Raw genomic sequence first — 17,495 nt, 5'->3', positions numbered from 1 at the left:
GGGACAACGGGCACCTCGACAACTGCATCGGTCATCGGAACTGCCCCACCCTGCCCGTTGACCATGCTGCCGCACCGCGAAACTCCAAGATCCCCGGCAGGGCCAAGCTCAACTCAAAGGCGTATTCGCACTTCCGGCAAGGTTACGCCTCACCTGGTCGAGATACGGAAGTGCGGCGAGTACCTCTGTGCCATCGACGCCGAAATCTACCAGTGAGGCAATTTCGTCCACGCCGGCAGCCTCAAGGCGCTTGGCGAACGCGGTGCACTTGTCGACCGAACCGAACAGAGCCGAAGTGAGGAAGTAGCGCTGGAAAGCCAGCATGGCCAGGCGCTTCGGATCTCCGTCCTGGAGTTCCGGCCATTGTCCCTTCCACAGGTTGATGGAAGAGAGCAGGTAGTTGATGAACGGTTCGCGTACGATCTTTCTCACCGCGCTGTCGCTGTCTCCAGCGAAGGTGTGCAGCATCAGCGTTACGATCCCTGAGGCGGGATCATGGCCGTGCTCTCGACGGGCAGCTCTGTAGTGCCCGATGTTCTCGGCCAGTTCCTCCGGGGTCTGGAAGAGCAGAGCCGTGAGGACGTTCAGGCCGCGCGCGCCCGCCTGGGTGAAGGACTGCCTGCTGGAGGTACAGGTGAACCACAGATCCAGTTGCGGCTGGACGGGGCGGGGATAGGACAGCGTCTCGGTGGGAGTGCCCTCCCCGTTCTCCCGCAGCACCGTCTTGCCGGCCCACAGGTCCTTGACCGTCTCGATCGCGTCGAACGTGTATTCCCTGCGGTTCGCGTACCGGTCCGGAGCCAGGACGAAGTCGTTCGGATTCCATCCCGAGGCGAAGGCCAGATCGACTCGGCCGTAGGAGAGGTTGTCGACGAAGGACCAGTCCTCGACCACCGTCAGCGGATCGTGCAGCGGCAGGACCACACTGCCTGCTCGCAGCCTGACGTTGCGAGTTCTGCTCGCGAGCGCGGCGGCGGCAAGCGCCGGGTTCGGGTACGCCCCGCCGAAGGGGTGGAAATGCCTTTCCGGAATCCAGAGCGCCGCGAAATCGTTCGCGTCGGCGAATTCAGCGGTCTTGATCAGTAGTTCGTACTCCTGGGGTGGATCATTTGCTTCACGGTTCGCAAAGTACAGCAGGCTGAATTCCACGACGAATCCAATCCGGATCTATTGGCGATGCTTTATGTGTCGACACTCCCCAGAACGATGACTGCATTGTGTCCTCCGAAGCCGAAGGAGTTGCTGACGGCGACAGAAACAGGCGTATGCCTGGAAGCGCCGTGGACAATGTCGATCTCGGGGGTGCCGGCACCCGCGGCCTGGAAATTGGCGGTGGGTGGCACGACACCGTGCTTGATGGACAGAGCAGTGAACGCTGCCTCGACCGCCCCGGCCGCGCCGAGCATATGGCCCGTCACGCCCTTGGTGGAGGTGACCGCCGCTCGCTGCCCGAAGAGGCGCTCGATGACACGGGCCTCGATGGCGTCGCCCTGGGGCGTGCTGGTCGCGTGAGCGTTGACGAGCGTGACGTCCGAAGGACGCACCGCGGCGTCGTCGAGAGCCTTCTCCAGAGCGAGCTGAGCGCCCTGGCCATCGGGTCGGGGCGCGGTGAGGTGGTGGGCGTCCGAGGATTCACCGTAGCCCAGCACCTCTGCGTAGGCGCTTCGCCCTCGCGCCCCGGCATGTGCCGCGCGTTCCAGGACGAGGACGGCGGCGCCCTCTCCGAGCACGAAACCGTCGCGATCCTGGTCGAACGGCCGGGAGGCCAGCTCCGGGGCGTCATGGCGTCGGGAGAGCGCCTTCAGCTGGTCGAACGCGATGGACACGAGGGGCGAGATGGCGGCCTCGGTGCCGCCGGCCAGGACTACATCGCAACGTCCCGCCCGGAGTTGGTCGAGGGCGAGCCCCAAGGCCGAGGTACCGGTGGCACAGGCGGTGGCCAGGCTGAATGAGGGGCCGTGCAGGCCGAACTCCATGGACACGGTGGCGGCGGCGATGTTGCCGATGGCCTTCGGGATGGTGAGGGGGTTGACCGCGCGTGGCCCCCTGGTGTGCAGCCGCTCGCCCTGTTCCTGCCAGGTGCCGAGGCCGGCGACGCCGGTGCCCAGCAGAACCCCGATTCTGGCGGGGTCCGCCTGGCTGCCGTCCAGTTGGGCGTCTGCGTATGCCTCGCGGGCCGCGGTGAGGGCGTACTGCGTGAAGGGATCCATGCGGCGGGCCTCGACACCGATCAGCCCGTCCGAGTCGAATCCGGTGACAGGGCAGCTGAAGTCCACGGGGGCGCCCTTGAGCCTTGGATCGGTGGCGCCTGTCGGCTGCCCCTCGCAGGTCGTCTTCCAGGAGGTGGCCGTGCCGACGCCTGCGGGTGTGACCATGCCGATACCGGTGATCACCACAGCCGGAGGTCTGGATCGGTCGGATCTCATGCCGGTATGACCGCGCCGTGAGCTTTCAGGAGCGCGGCCAGTTCGGCCACGGTGGTCGCGGCGCTGAGCTGTTCCTCGTCGACGGGCACGTCGAGTTCGTCCTCCAGGTGTGCGCTGAGCTCGGCCAGAGAGAGCGAGTCCACCTCGAGCTCCAGGAACGACTTCTCCGGATCGATCGGCCCGGGAACCTTGTAGACGGTGTTGAGGAGGGTCGTGAGGTATTCGACGTACATGGGTGTGTTCCTCTCACTCAGTTATATGAATTCACGGCTGTCCGCTGTTGCCGGATCGGTGCGGTCCATACCCGGGTGAGTTCGGCGCACTGAAGCCGGCAAGCGCGGGGCGGTTGCCGGGTTTCAGTCCGTCGGCGGCCGGCGCGTCGGAAAATATGAATCAGGACCGCGCCGTCGTCGAACAGCACAGTCCGCATTGCTCCTTGGGGTAGGCCGCGCGCTGGTGGATCTGTGCCGCGACGACGAGGAAAGTATCCGTAACGCCGACGGCGATCAAGCTTGCGGTGTCCCGGACTCCACTGCGGACGGCGGGGATGTCAAATCCCCACGGGACAGGGAGGCCAACTGCCGCGGTCACGCAGTTGAACGCCGAGACACGGGGCCGGCGGGAGCGGCGGCTGTTCGCCCCTGCTCATCGCCCGCTCCAGACGGGTTCACGGCGCTCCGCGAACGCCCGCGGGCCTTCGACGGCGTCCGCGCTGTGCCTGCGGCGCTGTTCCCAGGCGAACGGTGTGGTGAAGGCTTCGGGCAGCGGCATGTCCACGGAGCGCATCACGGCTTCCTTGATGGCACGCAAGGCCAGGGGAGCGCTGCGTTGCAGGGCGTCGGTCCATGCCCCGACGGCGGCGTCGAGATCTTCCTCGGGCACCACCTCGTTCACCAGACCGAGGCGCAGGGCCTCGGACGCACTCATCCGGCGGCCGGTCAGCAGGTAGCCCATCGCGGTCTTGAGCGGGATCTGCCGTGCCAGCCGGAACGCCCCTCCGGCGCCCGGCACGAGGCCGAGGGTCACCTCGGGGAGGGCGAAGACCGAGTGGTCGGAGGCGATGATGAGATCGCAGGCCAGGGCGAGTTCGAAGCCCCCGCCGAGTGCGTAGCCGTTCACGCGGGCGACGACCGGTTTGGACAGGGTGAACCGCTCGGTCAGACGGGGCCAGCCCGGCTGACCACGGCTGCCGAACGTCGACGCGGGCACCCCCTGCCGGTCCAGCTCGGCCCGCTCCCGCAGGTCCTGCCCGACGGAGAAGGACCTGTCGCCCGCACCCGTCAGCACGGTGAGCCGCACCTCGTCATCGGCCTCGACGTCGTCCCAGACATCGGCCAGCCGCTCATGGGTCCGCAGATTCATCGCGTTGAGCACCGCCGGCCGGTTGAGCGTCACGTAGGCGACATGACCCTTCTTCTCATACAGAACCTCCGGCCCTTCTGCGTCGGCCACCGAGCCGACACCCCCTTTTTCCCGTGTACGAATGAAGCATTGGAGAGCCAGATCGATGTGCGCGTCACTTTGTGCAAGAAGGAGAAAGTGCAGGTCATCATTACCGCCTTCGCTTCGCAAAGGGCAACAACGGCTGTGTTCAACTGGCGCGTTGCCGCACTTGAACCCTGTCGGACACTGTTCAAGCACTTCCTGGCGTATTGATCATCTCCGGTGCTCGCGCCATAGTGCTGCTTGTAGCGCTCGGGTGGTCTGCGGGACGCGGCGTGCCGACAAGTCCGGCTTCCGTGCTTCCTCTGTGGTTTCCGCGGCCCAGCGTTCCGCCGGCAGGGGCTGGCATTTCGCACTGCCCGGGGCGAACCATCCCGTGGAATCTCGAGGAGAGTGGGCAGATGTCGGACGAACCGCTGTTTCTGCGTTCCAAGGCCATAGTGGAGCCGCTGGTCGACAGATTCTTCGCCTGGCCGCACACACTGGCGCCCATTCAGGCAGCGATGAATCTGGCCTTCCTGCAAGTGCCGCTGCTTGAATCGTATTTGCAGTCTCCCAAGGTTCACGTTGCCGCGAGCAACAACCCGGAGCTCCGTGGCGGTTATTTCATCAATATCCCGGAGGAGCGCGCCGACGAGGTGCGTGACCTGCTGGCCGTCATCAAGCGGGACCGGGCCGAGATGCTGGCCTTCGCCCAGGCGATCTCCGCGGGGCAGGAGATACTCCGGACCAATGCGACCGGGTTCGACCTGACGCCGCTGTACTCGAAGCTTCCGACCGAGCTCAACGGCCTGGTGGAGCTGGCGTACGACACGGACAACCAGGCGCAGATGCGCTTCATGGAGCCGCTGGTCTACAAGAACGCGGGCCTCTACAGCGAGGCGCGCCAGTCGGTGCAGCTGTCCCTCGAGCCCGGCTACGAGCGTCCCTTCATTCTGAGCACCCCGCGGCTGCCGTCGCCGGACGTGCTCGAACTGCCGCTGCCGTTCCGGCACGAGGGCCTCGAGCAGTTGTTCAAGGCACGCGTGAATCCGACGACCCTGGCGCAGCTGCGAGAGGCGCTGGAGCTCGACGACGCGCAGGCGAAGCAGCTGTCGGGTCTGCTGTCCGACCGGCCGAGCCTGTCGCCGGACCGGCACATCGAGTCGGGTGGCCGCATCCGCTACTTCGGGCACGCCTGCCTGGTGCTCCAGACGCCCCAGGCCGCGATCGTGACCGACCCGTTCATCAGCGCCGACAGCACGGCCGGCGACCGGTACACCCTGGACGACCTGCCGGACTTCATCGACCTGGTGCTGATCACGCACGGGCACCAGGACCACATCGTTCTCGAGACGATGCTCCAGCTGCGTGGGCGTGTGGGCGCCATCGTGGTGCCGCGTTCCTCTCGCGGCAACCTCTGTGACCCGTCCATGGCGCTGATGCTCAGGAACCAGGGCTTCCCGGTCATCGAGGTCGACGATTTCGACGAGGTCGAATTCCCGGGCGGCAAGGTCACGGCCACGCCGTTCCTGGGCGAGCACTGCGACCTCGACATCCGTGCCAAGTCGACGTACTGGGCGGAACTTGCCGGCAAGAAGGTCTACATCGGCGCCGACTCCTCCGGGATCGACCCGACGCTGTACCGCTACATCAAGGAGCACCTGGGAACGGCCGACATCGCGTTCCTCGGCATGGAGTGCGACGGAGCGCCGCTGACGTGGCTGTACAAGGCGCTGCTGACCATTCCGATCTCCAGGAAGATGAGTTCGTCCCGGAAGCTGTCGGGCTCGAACGCGGAGCAGGCCGCCGCCATCATGACGGAGCTCGGTGCCCGTGAGGCGTATGTGTACGCCATGGGTGAGGAGCCGTGGCTCGGCCACGTCATGGCGACGACGTACAACGAGGACACGTACCAGATCAAGCAGATCGAAGAGTTCATGACCTGGTGCAAGGAGCGCGACATCAAGGCCGGTCACCTGTACGGCCAGCAGGAATGGCGCTGGTAGCCGGACGCCGTTCCACCCGTCCCTACGACCGAGGAGGGCGACCGGTCCGGTCGCCCTCCTCCTGGGAGGCACTCCCATGGCCGCGACCCGGCTGAAGAAGGAGGAGCTGCACACCAGCGTCTCCGACCCGGTGCTCGACACCATGAACTTTCTGAACGAGATCACTCACCGCTATCCCGAGACGATCTCGTTCGCTCCGGGACGCCCGTACGACGGCTTCTTCGACGTTGAGCAGATCTTCACCCACATCCGCCGGTACCTGCGGCATCTGCACGAGCAGGGGGCCTCGCCCGCCGAGGTCCGGGACGCCCTCTTCCAGTACGGCCCGACCAGCGGCCGCATCCGCGGACTGATCGCCGACTCGTTGGGCAAGGACGAGAACATCCACGTGCCGCCCGAGGCGGTCGTAGTCACGGTGGGTTGCCAGGAAGCGATGTTCCTCGCTGTGCGGGCACTCGTCCCGACGCCCGCGGACGTACTGCTGGTGTCCAGCCCCTGCTATCCCGGAATCACCGGTGCGGCCCGCGTGCTCGGTGTCGAGCCGACCCCCGTCCCGGAGCGGGCCGACGGTTTCCACTGCGAGGACCTGGAGGCGGCGCTCACGGCGGAACGCGCTCGTGGCCGGCGTCCTCGCGTGCTCTATGTGATGCCCGACCACGCCAATCCGTCGGGCAGCACCATGCCGCTGCAAGAACGGCACGCGCTGCTGGAACTGGCCGCCCGCGAGGACATTCTCCTGCTGGAGGACAGCCCCTACCGGCTCGTCAGCCCCGGACGGCAGCTCCCGACTCTCAAGTCCCTCGACCGTGATCGGCGCGTCGTCCACCTCGGCTCGTATTCCAAGACCCTCTTCCCCGGTGCCCGGGTGGGATTCGTGGTCGCCGACCAGCCCGTCGTCGACCGCCACGGGAACGAGGGCGTGCTGGCCGACGAGCTCACCAGACTGAAGAGCATGGTCACGGTGAACACCTCCCCACTGGCCCAGGCCGCCGTGGGCGGCATGCTGCTCGCCGCTGACGGAAGGCCGTCAGAACTCAACGTGGAGACCTCCGCCCACTACGGCGCCGCCATGAAGGCCGTACTCAGGGAGCTCGGCGCACACTTCCCCGAGCGGGACCGGGCGGCACTGGGCGTGCGCTGGAACGAGCCCGGCGGCGGATTCTTCCTCGGCCTCGACGTTCCCTTCCCCGCCGACAACGCGGCACTGGTGCGCTCCGCGGAGGAGCACGGTGTCATCTGGACACCCATGTCCTACTTCCATCCTCGGAACGGCGGAGAGCACAGTCTCCGGCTTTCGATCAGCTATCTGACCCACGACGACATCGTCGAGGGCATCGCCCGGCTCGCGCGCTTCATCAGGGCCGAGGTCTCGGGGCGCGGCTGACCGCGCCCCACCGTCCGTGTCCACCGTCCACCGTCCTCCGGAAAGGGATCAGGGTGTTGACAGCGCAGTCCCGCAACCGCAGTAAGCCCCGTATGTGGGGGTGGAAGTATCGATGACCATCGACCTGACCAGCCCCGGCACCGGCGTCCTGGACGCCGTGGACCCCGGTCGTGGCAAGTCCCTCGGCGCCGCCCGGATCGCCGGCGTCGCCACCGCCACCACCGAGCACTCCTACACACAGCGTGAGGTGCTCGATCTCTTCGCCATCACGGACCCCAAGGTCCGCTCGGTGTTCCTCAACAGCGCGATCGAACGCCGCTTCCTCACTCTTCCGCCACGGGACGCCGAAGGCGCCCTGAGCAGCGAGGTCCAGGGAGAGCTCCTCGCCAAGCACAAAGCTCTCGCCCTCGACATGGGCGGCCGCGCCGTACGCGCCGCGCTGGACAACGTCGGGCTCGACGTCACCGACGTCGACTACCTCTGCTGCACCACCACCACCGGCTTCCTCACTCCCGGCCTGAGCGCCCACCTCATCCGCGAGCTGGGCATCCCGACGAGGACCAGCCGGGTCGACGTCGTCGGCATGGGCTGCAACGCCGGGCTCAACGCTCTCAACGCGACGGCGAGCTGGGCCATGAGCAACCCCGGCAAGGCAGCCGTCATGCTGTGCACGGAAGCCTGCTCGGCCGCCTACGTCATCGACGACACCCTGCGCACCGCCGTCGTGAACAGTCTCTTCGGCGACGGTGCCGCCGCCATCGTCCTGATGGCCGACGCCCCCGACACCTCCTACGCCCCGGCCGACGTGCCCGCCGGCCCTGGCGGGCCCCGGATCCTGGGTTTCGCCAGCCACCTGATCCCCGACGCCATCGGCGCCATGCGGTACGACTGGGACGACGAGCAGGGGAAGTTCAGCTTCTATCTGGACCCCCATGTCCCCTACGTGGTCGGCGCCAACGCGGAACAGGTCGTCGACCGCCTCCTGAACGGTGCCGGACTGCGCCGCAGCGAGATCAGTCACTGGCTGGTCCACTCCGGCGGCAAGAAGGTCATCGACGCGGTCCGCGTCAATCTCGGCCTCACCCGCCACGACGTACGGCACACCACCGGGGTGCTGCGCGACTACGGAAACCTGTCGAGCGGATCATTCCTGTTCTCCTACGAACGGCTGCTCCAGGAAGGGGCTGCCCAGTCCGGCGACTACGGCGTTCTGATGACCATGGGCCCCGGCTCGACGATCGAGACAGCGCTGGTGCAGTGGTGAACAACGAGCAGATGAACGGTGTCATGAACACTATCTCCGAGAACGACGCGCGGCCCGAGTCCGACGACCTGGTCCTGCGGATCGATGGAACCAAGCCCCTGTCGGACGACATCCTCGCGGCTGTCACCGCCATCTGCGACCGGACGGAGGACGGCGGCGGACGGGGTCATGTGACCGTCCACGTCTCCGGCGCCCCGGCCGCACCATGGACCGACGCACTGACGCTGGCCCGGGTCAACAAGTGGGAGCGCGCGCTGCGGAGGCTGGAGCGCCTGCCCGCCGCCACCCTCGCGGTCGCCGACGGTGAGTGCGGCGGTCTCGCCCTCGACGCGCTGCTTGCCACCGACTACCGCATCGCTACCGGATCCGTCCGGCTGACGATGCCCACGGCCGACGGCACCCTGTGGCCGGGCATGGCCCTGTACCGGCTCGCCAACCACTCGGCGAGCACCGCGGCGATCCGCCGGGCCCTGCTCTTCGGCGTCCCCATCGAGGCCACCGAAGCGCTGGGTCTGCATCTGATCGACGAGGTCAGCGACGACATCGCGGCCAGCCTGGCCAGAATCACCGGGCGCACCACCGGCCTTGCCGGCAGCGACCTCGCGATCCGCCGCCAGCTGATGTTCGACGCCACCAACACGGGATTCGAAGAGGCTCTCGGCAGCCATCTGGCGGCCTGCGACCTCACCCTGCGGCGGGCCGCCGAGGAGGTGGCGGCATGACGTCCGCGGACGACCTGCGCGCCGTACGGGCAGGGCTGGACCACGCCCGTACGGTCATCGCCCGGGCGGCGCGGCACACTGACGACGTGCTGCGTGCGCTGCCCGCACCGGAGCACCGTTCACCGGAGCAGCATGCCGACGCCCGAGCGGTTGTCGACGCCACCCGCACGCTGCGCGCCACGTTCCTCACGGCCCACGTGGACGCCGTCTACGACGAACTGACCTCGGGCCGCACCCGGCACCTGCGGGTGACGGAACTCGCACACGCCGCCGCGGCGGCCTTCCCCGGCCTCGTGCCCACCGACGAACAGCTGGCCGACGAGCGGGCCCGCCCGCAGGCCCACAAGGAAGGTCTCGAGGTCGACCAGGGCATCTTCCTGCAGCACGTCCTGCGCTCCCCGCAGGCAGGGCCTCACCTGCTCGACGCGATGCTGCGCCCCACCCATCGAGCCCTGGAGCTGCTCCCCGAGTTCAGCCGCACCGGCAAAGCCGAACTCGCCTCCGTACGTGTGGAACGCACCGGGACCGTGGCCCGCCTCACCCTGTGCCGCGAGGACTCGCTGAACGCGGAGGACAACCAGCAGGTCGACGACATGGAGACCGCCGTCGACCTCGCCCTCCTGGACCCGGCCGTGGAAGTCGGCCTGGTCCGCGGAGGCGGGATGACCCACCCCCGCTACCGGGGGCGACGCGTCTTCAGCGCGGGCATCAACCTGAAGACGCTGCACCGCGGCGGCATCTCCCTGACCGACTTCCTGCTGCGCCGCGAGCTCGGCTACATACACAAGCTGGTACGCGGCGTCCTCACCGACGACGGCTCGGCCTGGCGGTCCCGCACCATCGAGAAGCCATGGATCGGAGTGGTCGACGCCTTTGCGATCGGCGGCGGCTGCCAGCTGCTGTTCGCCTTCGACCATGTGATCGCCGCCGCGGACGCCTACCTCTCCCTGCCTGCCGCGCAGGAGGGGATCATCCCCGGAGTCGCCAACTACCGCCTGACGCGGGCGGTCGGCCCCCGTCTCTCCCGCCAGATCATCCTGGAGGGCAGGCGGATCTACGCTCGCGAACCCGAGGCCCGGCTGCTGATCGACGAGGTCCATGACCACGGCGACCTGGATGCGGCCGTGGAGCGCGCCGTCGAACGCTTCCAGGGGTCCGCGGTCCTCGCCAACCGGCGGATGCTCAACTTCGCCGAGGAGCCGCTCGAGGCGTTCCGCCAGTACATGGCCGAATTCGCCCTTCAGCAGTCGCTGCGCCTGTACAGCGCCGACGTGATCGACAAGGTCGGACGTTTCTCCGCGGCCTCGACGACCGGTTCGCACACGCCCGTCCAGGAGAAGTGACCACACTGATGACAGCCGTGACCGCCCCGGTTCCCGACAGGGAACCGGGGCGGTCACTTGAGCGGAGGGCGGCCGGCCGTGGGAGGGAGACGCTCACGCCGCGGTCAGCTTGACGGGCATCCGGTCCGGCCCGTTCACCACGATGGAATCCAGCAGCTTCGGCTCGCCGTCGAGTTCCACCCGGATCGAACGGTTCAGCAACTCGGCGTACAGCAGGCGCAGTTCGACCTTGGCCAGCATGCTGCCGAGACAGAAGTGCTCACCGAAGCCCAGTGCGAGGTGCCGGTTGGGCTTCCGCGTGATGTCGAACCGGTCCGCGTCCTCGAAGACCCGCTCGTCGCGGTTGGCCGAGGGCAGCCAGAAGGTGACCCGGTCGCCGACCTCGACCTGGCGTCCGTGTATCTCCACCGGCCGCCTCGCCGTACGCATGATGTGTGTGGCGGTGGAGGTCCAGCGGAGGATCTCCTCGACGGCCGGCTGCAGCAGCGCCGGGTCCTCCGAGAGACGTTGCCACTGCTCAGGGTGGTCCAGCAGCGCCAGCATGCCCCCGGCGGCGGCGATGCGCGTGTTCTCGGTGCCGCCGACGAGCAGGTTGTTGCAGTTGAGGATGATGTCCTCGGCGTCGAGGGGTTCCCCGTCGATGCTGCCTGTGGCCAGCACGCTCACCAGGTCGTCGGCCGGATCGGCCGCCTTCTCCGCCTGTAGTTCCTCGAAGTAGCCCAGGATCTCCAGGTGGGCGAATCTGCGGGCGGCCGGGTCCCCGGCGCCGAAAGCCCGGCTCGTCAGGGTGTGGAGATGCTCCCAGTCGGACTCCGGAACCCCCATCATCTTGCAGATCACGTACAGCGGGACGCGCGCGGCGATGTCTGCCACGAAGTCGCAGTCGCCGCGCTCCAGGGCGGCGTCGACCACGGTGCGCGCCACGTCGTTCATCTCGGCCTCGAGCTCGCGCACCGACCGCACCGCGAACCACGAGTCGACCAGAGCGCGCAGCCGGCGGTGCCGGGGCGCATCGGTGAGGGCAAGGGTGCGCCCGCCGCCGGGATCGGCACCGTGGTCGGTCGGCCGCAGCAGGATTCCCTGCGCCGAGCTGAAGGTCTCGGAGTCCCGATAGGCCGTGCGCACGTCTTCGTACCGTGTCAGTGCCCAGAAGCCTGGGAGCTCTGTGGGCGGATGCCAGTACATGGGCTCGTTGTCGCGCAGCCATCGCCACTGCACGAACGGGTCGCCATGCGAATAGAGTTCGGGGTCCACCAGGTTGATTTCCGGCTGCTCGGCCGGCTCACTGCGCATGCGGGCGCCTCACAGGTCTTCTTGATCCTCGGAACGGAAATGAATGTGCGATCGAGGAGTCGGGAATGCGCCGGGAAGTGGTGAGCGTGTGTGTTTTCTCGACAGCGGCGCGGATGATATTCCTTCAGGCGGATGCCACGCTGTCACGAGCTTTCGCAAGTCGTCAAGATCGTCGGCCCTCGGCTGTTCAACTGCCGCAAGACCACGGTTGAACTGCCCGTCCAAGCCACGCAGCCGAAGGTCGCAGGGTGTGTCTGCCCTGAATGTTCGAGGCGTTGAGCAACGGCATGGCTCTGAGCCATAGTGGATCACCACCGTGAGTCGTGATGTCCCGTGAGTGGCGTGGCGGCAGGTGGATTCCGGGACCGCGCCCTTCGGCGCGGCAAGCAGCCGCCCTATAAGCGTCGGCCGGCCGGAAATGTGGTTGGTGAAAACCCGCCGACCATGCGTCCATGTCATTGCCCAGAGAGGACAACGTGATGACGAATCCGTTCGACGATCCCGATGCCAACTACCTGGTCCTTGTGAACGAAGAGGGCCAGCACTCGCTCTGGCCGGTGTTCGTCGACGTACCCGACGGCTGGGAGAAGGTATTCGGCGAGGCTCCGCGCCAGGAGTGCCTCGACTACGTCGAGAAGTCCTGGACCGACATGCGCCCCAAGAGCCTGATCGCGGCCATGGAAGGCAAGTAGTCCCTCACGGGCTACGGCCCCCGGGACCGGCGCCCAGCCGGTCCCGGGCGTGAGCCGTCGGCAGTTCGACCGGAGCACCACGCTCCGTCTTTCGCTTCCGGCGAGGTCGTGACGGTCCCGTCGGCCCCCCAAGCGCCTGGCCAGGACGCAGATCCAGCGGTAACCGCCAGGCTCGAGCCTTGACCCAGAGGGCTGGGCGGTAATGCGGTACGCCCTGAGGGAGGCGGGCCCTGCTGCTCCAGTCGATGACGCGAACCGATTGGAGTATGCGGGAATGGCTGCATCCGAGGCTGAGCTCCGGGAACTGATGGCTGGTCAGCTGGCGGTGTGGTACGCGCAGCAGGTCGCTCCCGACAACCGCGGCTTCCACACCGCGGAATACCTGGAGATCCGCGGCACGGCGAAGCCGGAACTCCTGGTGGAAGCCGCACGGCGCCGGCTCCAGGAGGCCGAGAGTCTCCGCCTGCGCATCCGCGTCATCGACGGAACCCCTCGGCAGTACGTGCACGACGAGCGGGACTACCCCGTCCAGGTCGTCGACCTGAGCGGCGAGCCGGACCCGCGCGCGGCGGCTGAGCAGTGGATGCACGCCGACCTGCGCGGGCCGATGGATCTCGTCGGTGGCCCGCTGTCCTCCCAGGCCGTCATCAAGCTGGACGAGAACCTGCACTTCTGGTATGCCCGAGTTCACCAGCTCGCCATGGACGGCATGGGCGCCGCGGTGCTCGCCGCCCGAGGCGCCGAGATCTACACGGCTCTCCTCCAGGACCGGGACCTCACCGAAGGCGCCCTCGACCCGCTCTCCGTACTCCTCGACGGCGAACGCGCCTATCGCTCGTCCCCCGAGATCGAGCAGGACCGGCAGTACTGGAACGACGCTCTCGGCGGCCTGTCCGACGACACCCTCGCCGGCACCGCTCGCGCAGGCCGACGCGCCCAGCATGCCCCCGTCCGCGCCGCGGACGGCCTCGGTGGGCACGAGGCCGCAGCCCTGAAGGCGGCCGCGCGCGGACTGAAGACCAACCTCGCCGGCCTGCTGATCTCCGCTGCGGCCGTCTACGAACACCGGGTCACCGGAGCCCGCGACGTGGTCATCGGCGTCTTCGTCCGAGGACGGTCGGGCCACCGCGAGGCGGGCATCCCCGGCATGACCTCCAACGTCCTTCCGATCCGCGTCACCTTCGACCCCTGGACCACGGTGGCCGACGTGGTCCGGCAGATCTCCCGCGCGGTCCGCGAAGGCCTGCGCCACGGGCGCTACCGCCACGAGGAGATCCTCCGCGACCTGAAGATGGTCGACCGTGTCCTGTGCGGTCTGCACATCAACGTCATGGCGTTCGACTACGACCTGCACTTCGGTGATCTTCCCGTCACCGCGCACAACCTCGCGACGGGCCCCGTCGACGGCGTCCGGATCGACGTCTACGACCGCTCCGGCCTTCAGGTCGACGTCGACGCGAACCCGAACCTCCACGACGCGGCGTCCACCGCCGACGTACTGCGACGCTTCCTGCACGTCGTGCGCGGGCTCATCGCCGTACCCGCCACGGAACCTGTCGGGCGGGCCGGCCTGATGGACGAGGCCGAGCGGCGGCGGGTGCTCGTGGACTGGAACGACACGGCGGTTGACGGGCCGGTGTCTTCGCTTCCCGAGCTGTTCGAGGCGCAGGTGGCGCGCACGCCGGATGCGATCGCGGTGGTGTGCGAGGGATCCGAGGTGTCGTACGCGGAACTGGATGCGCGTGCGAACCGCCTGGCGCGGCTGCTGGCCGGCCGAGGCGTAGGCCCGGAGTCCGTGGTCTCGGTGTGTCTCGACCGCGGTGTCGATCTCGTGGTGGCGCTCCTCGGCGTGTGGAAGGCGGGGGCCGCGTATCTGCCGGTCGACCCGGAGTACCCCGCCGACCGCATCGCGTTCACCCTGACCGACGCGGGCGTGGCGGCTGTCCTCACGGCCACGGGGCTGACCGGCCGCCTGGAGGACTTCCAGAACACGGCCGGCGCCGTGCCGGTGGTCGCGCTGGACGATCCGGCGGTCATCGCCGATATGGCAGGACTCGGCAACGGGCCCTTGGCCGTGGCCGGGCGGCCGGCCCCGGCACACCCGGCGTACGTGATCTACACCTCGGGGTCCACCGGCCGCCCCAAGGGCGTGGTGGTCGAGCACCGGTCCCTGGTGAACTTCCTGGACTCCATGCAGCGGCGCTTCGCGCTGGCCGAGGACGACCGGCTGCTCGCCGTCACCACGATCGGCTTCGACATCGCCGGACTGGAGCTCTACCTGCCGCTGCTGAACGGCGCACGCGTCATCCTCGCGACGTCGAACGCCGTACGCGACCCGCGGGAGCTGCGCGCGCTGATGCGGTCGTCCGGGGCGACGGTGGTCCAGGCCACGCCGAGTCTGTGGCACGCCCTGCTGTCCGAGTCCGGTGACACGGACGTTCTGGCCGGGGTGCGCGCGCTGGTCGGCGGCGAGGCGCTGCCGGGCGACCTGGCGCGCCGTCTGATGGCGTGCACGGCGTCGGTGACCAATCTGTACGGCCCGACCGAAACCACCATCTGGTCCACCGCCGCGGAGGTCGGAACGGCCTCCGGCGGGGTGTCGTCGATCGGTGCCCCGATCGGGAACACGCAGGTCTACGTCCTGGACGGGACGCTGGCTCCGGTACCCGCCGGAGTGCCGGGCGAGCTGTTCATCGCCGGCGCGGGCCTGGCCCGTGGCTACCTGGGCCGGGCGGGGCTGACGGCGGAGCGCTTCGTGGCCTGCCCGTTCGGCGGGCCGGGCGAGCGGATGTACCGCACCGGAGACCTGGTCCGCTGGACGGCGGAGGGCGCCCTCGAGTTCATCGGGCGCGCGGACGACCAGGTGAAGGTGCGCGGCTTCCGGATCGAGCTGGGAGAGATCGAGGCCGTTGCCGCCGCGCACGCGGCAGTCGACCGGGCCGCGGTCGTCGTACGCGAAGACGTTCCCGGTGACAAGCGCCTGGTGGCGTACGTCGTGCCCACCGACCAGGAGTCCGACCACGCTGCCCTCGCCGACGCGGTACGGGACACCGCCGTCGAGTCCCTGCCCCACTACATGGTTCCGTCGGCGGTGGTGATCCTCGAGGCGCTGCCGCTGACCCCGAACGGGAAGCTGGACCGCAAGGCCCTGCCGGCTCCCGAGTACGCGACCGGTTCCGGCCGTGGTCCCGCCACGGTCCGCGAAGAGATCCTGTGCGCCGCGTTCGCCGAGGTCCTCGGCGTGGACGGAGTCGGTGTCGACGACAACTTCTTCGCCCTGGGCGGCCACTCCCTCCTGGCGATCCGGCTCGTGGAGCTCCTGCGCGCCCAGGGCGTCTCGATCTCGGTGCCGGCCCTCTTCGAGTCGCCCACCGTGGCGAGTGTCGCCGCGGTGGCGGGCAGCGAGCAGATCGAGGTCCCGCCGAACCTGATCCCTGAGGGCGCGCGGGCGATCACGCCGGAGATGCTGCCACTGGTGGAGCTGACCGCCGAGGAGATCGAGCGGGTCGTCGCCACCGTCGAGGGAGGTGCGGCGAACGTCGCCGACATCTACCCCCTCACCCCGCTCCAGGAGGGTCTGCTCTTCCACCACCTCCTCGCCGACGGCGGCGAGGACGCCTACGTGACGTCGACGGCGATGCGGTTCGACTCACGTGAGCGTCTGGACGCATTCGTGCGCGCGCTGCGGACAGTGGTCGAACGGCACGACGTCTTCCGCACCTCAGTGGTGTGGGAGGGCCTTCGAGTACCCGTGCAGGTGGTCCAGCGGCAGGTCCAACTGCCAGTCGAGGAAGTCGGGTTGGACGCACGGGCAGCGGACCCCGTGCAGGAGCTCCTGGCCAGGAGCGGTCGGTCCATGGACCTGAGGCAGGCCCCTCTGGTCCGGGTCCACGTCGCCGCGGAACCCGGTGGCGACCGGTGGCTGGCACTGATGCGCCTGCACCACATCATCGAGGACCACACCGCGCTGGAGATCCTCATCGGCGAGGTGGAGGCCCTTCTCACCGGGCGCGGCGCGGAACTTCCGGAGCCCCTGCCGTTCCGCGGACTGGCCGTACGAGCACGTGCCGAGACAGAGAGCGGGAAGCACGAGCGCTTCTTCGCCGACCTGCTCGGTGACGTCGACGAGCCCACCGCGCCGTACGGCCTGATGGACGCGCGCAAGGACGGCATGGACTCGGCCGAGGAACTTGTCGGCCTGCCACCGGAGCTGACCGAGCGGATCCGTGGGGTGGCCCGTCGCCTGGGAGCGACGGCCGCGACCGTCTTCCACGTGGCGTGGGCACGTGTGCTGGCGACGGTGAGCGGCCGGGACGACGTGGTGTTCGGAACCGTCCTGTCCGGGCGCATGAACTCCGGTGCCGGCGCGGACCGGGTGGCGGGCCCGTTCATCAACACCCTTCCGGTGCGGATGCGGATGGAGGAGACCACCGCTCTTTCGGCGGTCGCGGCCATGCGCGACCAGCTGGTGGGTCTGCTGGAGCACGAGCACGCGCCGCTGGCGCTGGCGCAGCAGGCCAGTGGCGTGCCGGGGGACACCCCCCTGTTCACCTCGATGCTCAACTACCGCCCGAACAACGGCCTCAACCGTGAGACCACTGATCTCTTCGACGGGGTCGAGCTGGCGTTCTTCCGGGAGCGGACCAACTACCCGCTGTCCGTCGCCGTCGACGACGACGGCACCAAGATCACCCTGGTCGTCGACGCGGTTGCTCCGGTTGATCCGGAGGCGGTGGCGGTGTTGGTGGTCACGGCTGTGGAGAGCCTGGTGACGGCGTTGGAGGGGGCTTTGGACGGTGGTCCGGATGTCCCGTTGAGCGGTGTTGCCGTGCTCGATGACGCGGGGCGTCGTCGGGTGCTTGTCGAGTGGAATGACACGTCGGTGGGGGTGCCGGCGGGGTCGGTGGTGGGGTTGTTCGAGGAGTGGGTGGCTCGGGCGC

13 protein-coding genes are annotated in these 17,495 nt (G+C 68.4%); 8 read left to right on the top strand and 5 right to left on the bottom strand.

Annotation, left to right across the window (positions count from 1 at the left end):
* Positions 1-108: 108 nt before the first annotated feature.
* The 4 genes from ACZ4LX_RS11320 to dpgD form a co-directional block, all read right to left on the bottom strand.
* Complete coding sequence (locus ACZ4LX_RS11320; RefSeq protein WP_467642978.1) at positions 109-1,149, bottom strand: MupA/Atu3671 family FMN-dependent luciferase-like monooxygenase; 1,041 nt, start codon at positions 1,147-1,149, stop codon at positions 109-111.
* A 32-nt stretch (positions 1,150-1,181) separates the two neighbouring features.
* A complete protein-coding gene (locus ACZ4LX_RS11315) occupies positions 1,182-2,426 on the bottom strand; it encodes a beta-ketoacyl-[acyl-carrier-protein] synthase family protein (protein ID WP_467642981.1) in 1,245 nt (414 codons plus the stop codon).
* Positions 2,423-2,659, bottom strand: coding sequence for an acyl carrier protein (locus ACZ4LX_RS11310; RefSeq protein ID WP_467642984.1), 237 nt, complete (start codon positions 2,657-2,659; stop codon positions 2,423-2,425). The genes ACZ4LX_RS11315 and ACZ4LX_RS11310 overlap by 4 nt, the downstream gene beginning before the upstream one ends.
* Before the next feature lie 412 nt (positions 2,660-3,071).
* Positions 3,072-3,878 carry an enoyl-CoA-hydratase DpgD gene (dpgD, locus tag ACZ4LX_RS11305; protein ID WP_467642986.1) on the bottom strand — a complete coding sequence of 269 codons (807 nt, stop codon included), beginning with the start codon at positions 3,876-3,878 and terminating at the stop codon, positions 3,072-3,074.
* Positions 3,879-3,917: 39 nt separating this feature from the next.
* Here dpgD and ACZ4LX_RS11300 point away from each other — a divergent pair, with 39 nt between their 5' ends.
* The 6 genes from ACZ4LX_RS11300 (at position 3,918) to dpgC (ending at position 10,570) form a co-directional block, all read left to right on the top strand.
* Positions 3,918-4,082 (top strand): hypothetical protein, encoded by a 165-nt coding sequence (locus ACZ4LX_RS11300; RefSeq protein ID WP_217467524.1) that lies wholly within the window; start codon positions 3,918-3,920, stop codon positions 4,080-4,082.
* Positions 4,083-4,270: 188 nt separating this feature from the next.
* Positions 4,271-5,857 (top strand): MBL fold metallo-hydrolase, encoded by a 1,587-nt coding sequence (locus tag ACZ4LX_RS11295; RefSeq protein WP_467642989.1) that lies wholly within the window; start codon positions 4,271-4,273, stop codon positions 5,855-5,857.
* A 76-nt stretch (positions 5,858-5,933) separates the two neighbouring features.
* A complete protein-coding gene (locus ACZ4LX_RS11290) occupies positions 5,934-7,241 on the top strand; it encodes an aminotransferase-like domain-containing protein (RefSeq protein WP_467642992.1) in 1,308 nt (435 codons plus the stop codon).
* Between the two features lie 112 nt (positions 7,242-7,353).
* Entirely contained in the window at positions 7,354-8,505 is a 1,152-nt protein-coding gene (dpgA, locus tag ACZ4LX_RS11285; protein ID WP_467642995.1) for a 3,5-dihydroxyphenylacetyl-CoA synthase DpgA, read from the top strand.
* A 23-nt stretch (positions 8,506-8,528) separates the two neighbouring features.
* On the top strand, positions 8,529-9,227 hold the full coding sequence (gene dpgB / locus ACZ4LX_RS11280) for an enoyl-CoA-hydratase DpgB (protein ID WP_467642998.1): 699 nt from the start codon (positions 8,529-8,531) through the stop codon (positions 9,225-9,227).
* Positions 9,224-10,570, top strand: a complete 1,347-nt coding sequence (gene dpgC, locus ACZ4LX_RS11275) for a (3,5-dihydroxyphenyl)acetyl-CoA 1,2-dioxygenase DpgC (protein ID WP_467643001.1) — start codon at positions 9,224-9,226, stop codon at positions 10,568-10,570. The genes dpgB and dpgC overlap by 4 nt, the downstream gene beginning before the upstream one ends.
* A 93-nt stretch (positions 10,571-10,663) precedes the next feature.
* On the opposite strand, the gene ACZ4LX_RS11270 is transcribed toward dpgC, so the two are convergent.
* Positions 10,664-11,863 (bottom strand): cytochrome P450, encoded by a 1,200-nt coding sequence (locus ACZ4LX_RS11270; RefSeq protein ID WP_467643004.1) that lies wholly within the window; start codon positions 11,861-11,863, stop codon positions 10,664-10,666.
* A gap of 479 nt (positions 11,864-12,342) precedes the next feature.
* On the opposite strand from ACZ4LX_RS11270, the gene ACZ4LX_RS11265 reads away from it, so the two are divergent.
* A complete protein-coding gene (locus ACZ4LX_RS11265; RefSeq protein ID WP_030872517.1) occupies positions 12,343-12,555 on the top strand; it encodes an MbtH family protein in 213 nt (70 codons plus the stop codon).
* A gap of 274 nt (positions 12,556-12,829) precedes the next feature.
* Positions 12,830-17,495 (top strand): amino acid adenylation domain-containing protein (locus ACZ4LX_RS11260; protein WP_467721149.1); only part of this gene is annotated, 4,666 nt, incomplete at its 3' end.

Source organism: Streptomyces sp. NPDC026062 (assembly GCF_055568375.1).
The sequence above is the reverse complement of the archived record's forward strand: the minus strand, read 5'-3'. Positions and strand labels throughout refer to the sequence as shown.

Excerpts from the sequence above, each read along its gene's own strand:
- ACZ4LX_RS11265 (WP_030872517.1), top strand. The coding sequence starts at position 12,343 with ATGACGAATCCGTTCGACGATCCCGATGCCAACTACCTGGTCCTTGTG.
- ACZ4LX_RS11315 (WP_467642981.1), bottom strand. The coding sequence starts at position 2,426 with ATGAGATCCGACCGATCCAGACCTCCGGCTGTGGTGATCACCGGTATC.
- ACZ4LX_RS11295 (WP_467642989.1), top strand. The coding sequence starts at position 4,271 with ATGTCGGACGAACCGCTGTTTCTGCGTTCCAAGGCCATAGTGGAGCCG.
- dpgC (WP_467643001.1), top strand. The coding sequence starts at position 9,224 with ATGACGTCCGCGGACGACCTGCGCGCCGTACGGGCAGGGCTGGACCAC.
- ACZ4LX_RS11310 (WP_467642984.1), bottom strand. The coding sequence starts at position 2,659 with ATGTACGTCGAATACCTCACGACCCTCCTCAACACCGTCTACAAGGTT.
- dpgB (WP_467642998.1), top strand. The coding sequence starts at position 8,529 with ATGAACACTATCTCCGAGAACGACGCGCGGCCCGAGTCCGACGACCTG.
- dpgA (WP_467642995.1), top strand. The coding sequence starts at position 7,354 with ATGACCATCGACCTGACCAGCCCCGGCACCGGCGTCCTGGACGCCGTG.
- ACZ4LX_RS11290 (WP_467642992.1), top strand. The coding sequence starts at position 5,934 with ATGGCCGCGACCCGGCTGAAGAAGGAGGAGCTGCACACCAGCGTCTCC.
- ACZ4LX_RS11270 (WP_467643004.1), bottom strand. The coding sequence starts at position 11,863 with ATGCGCAGTGAGCCGGCCGAGCAGCCGGAAATCAACCTGGTGGACCCC.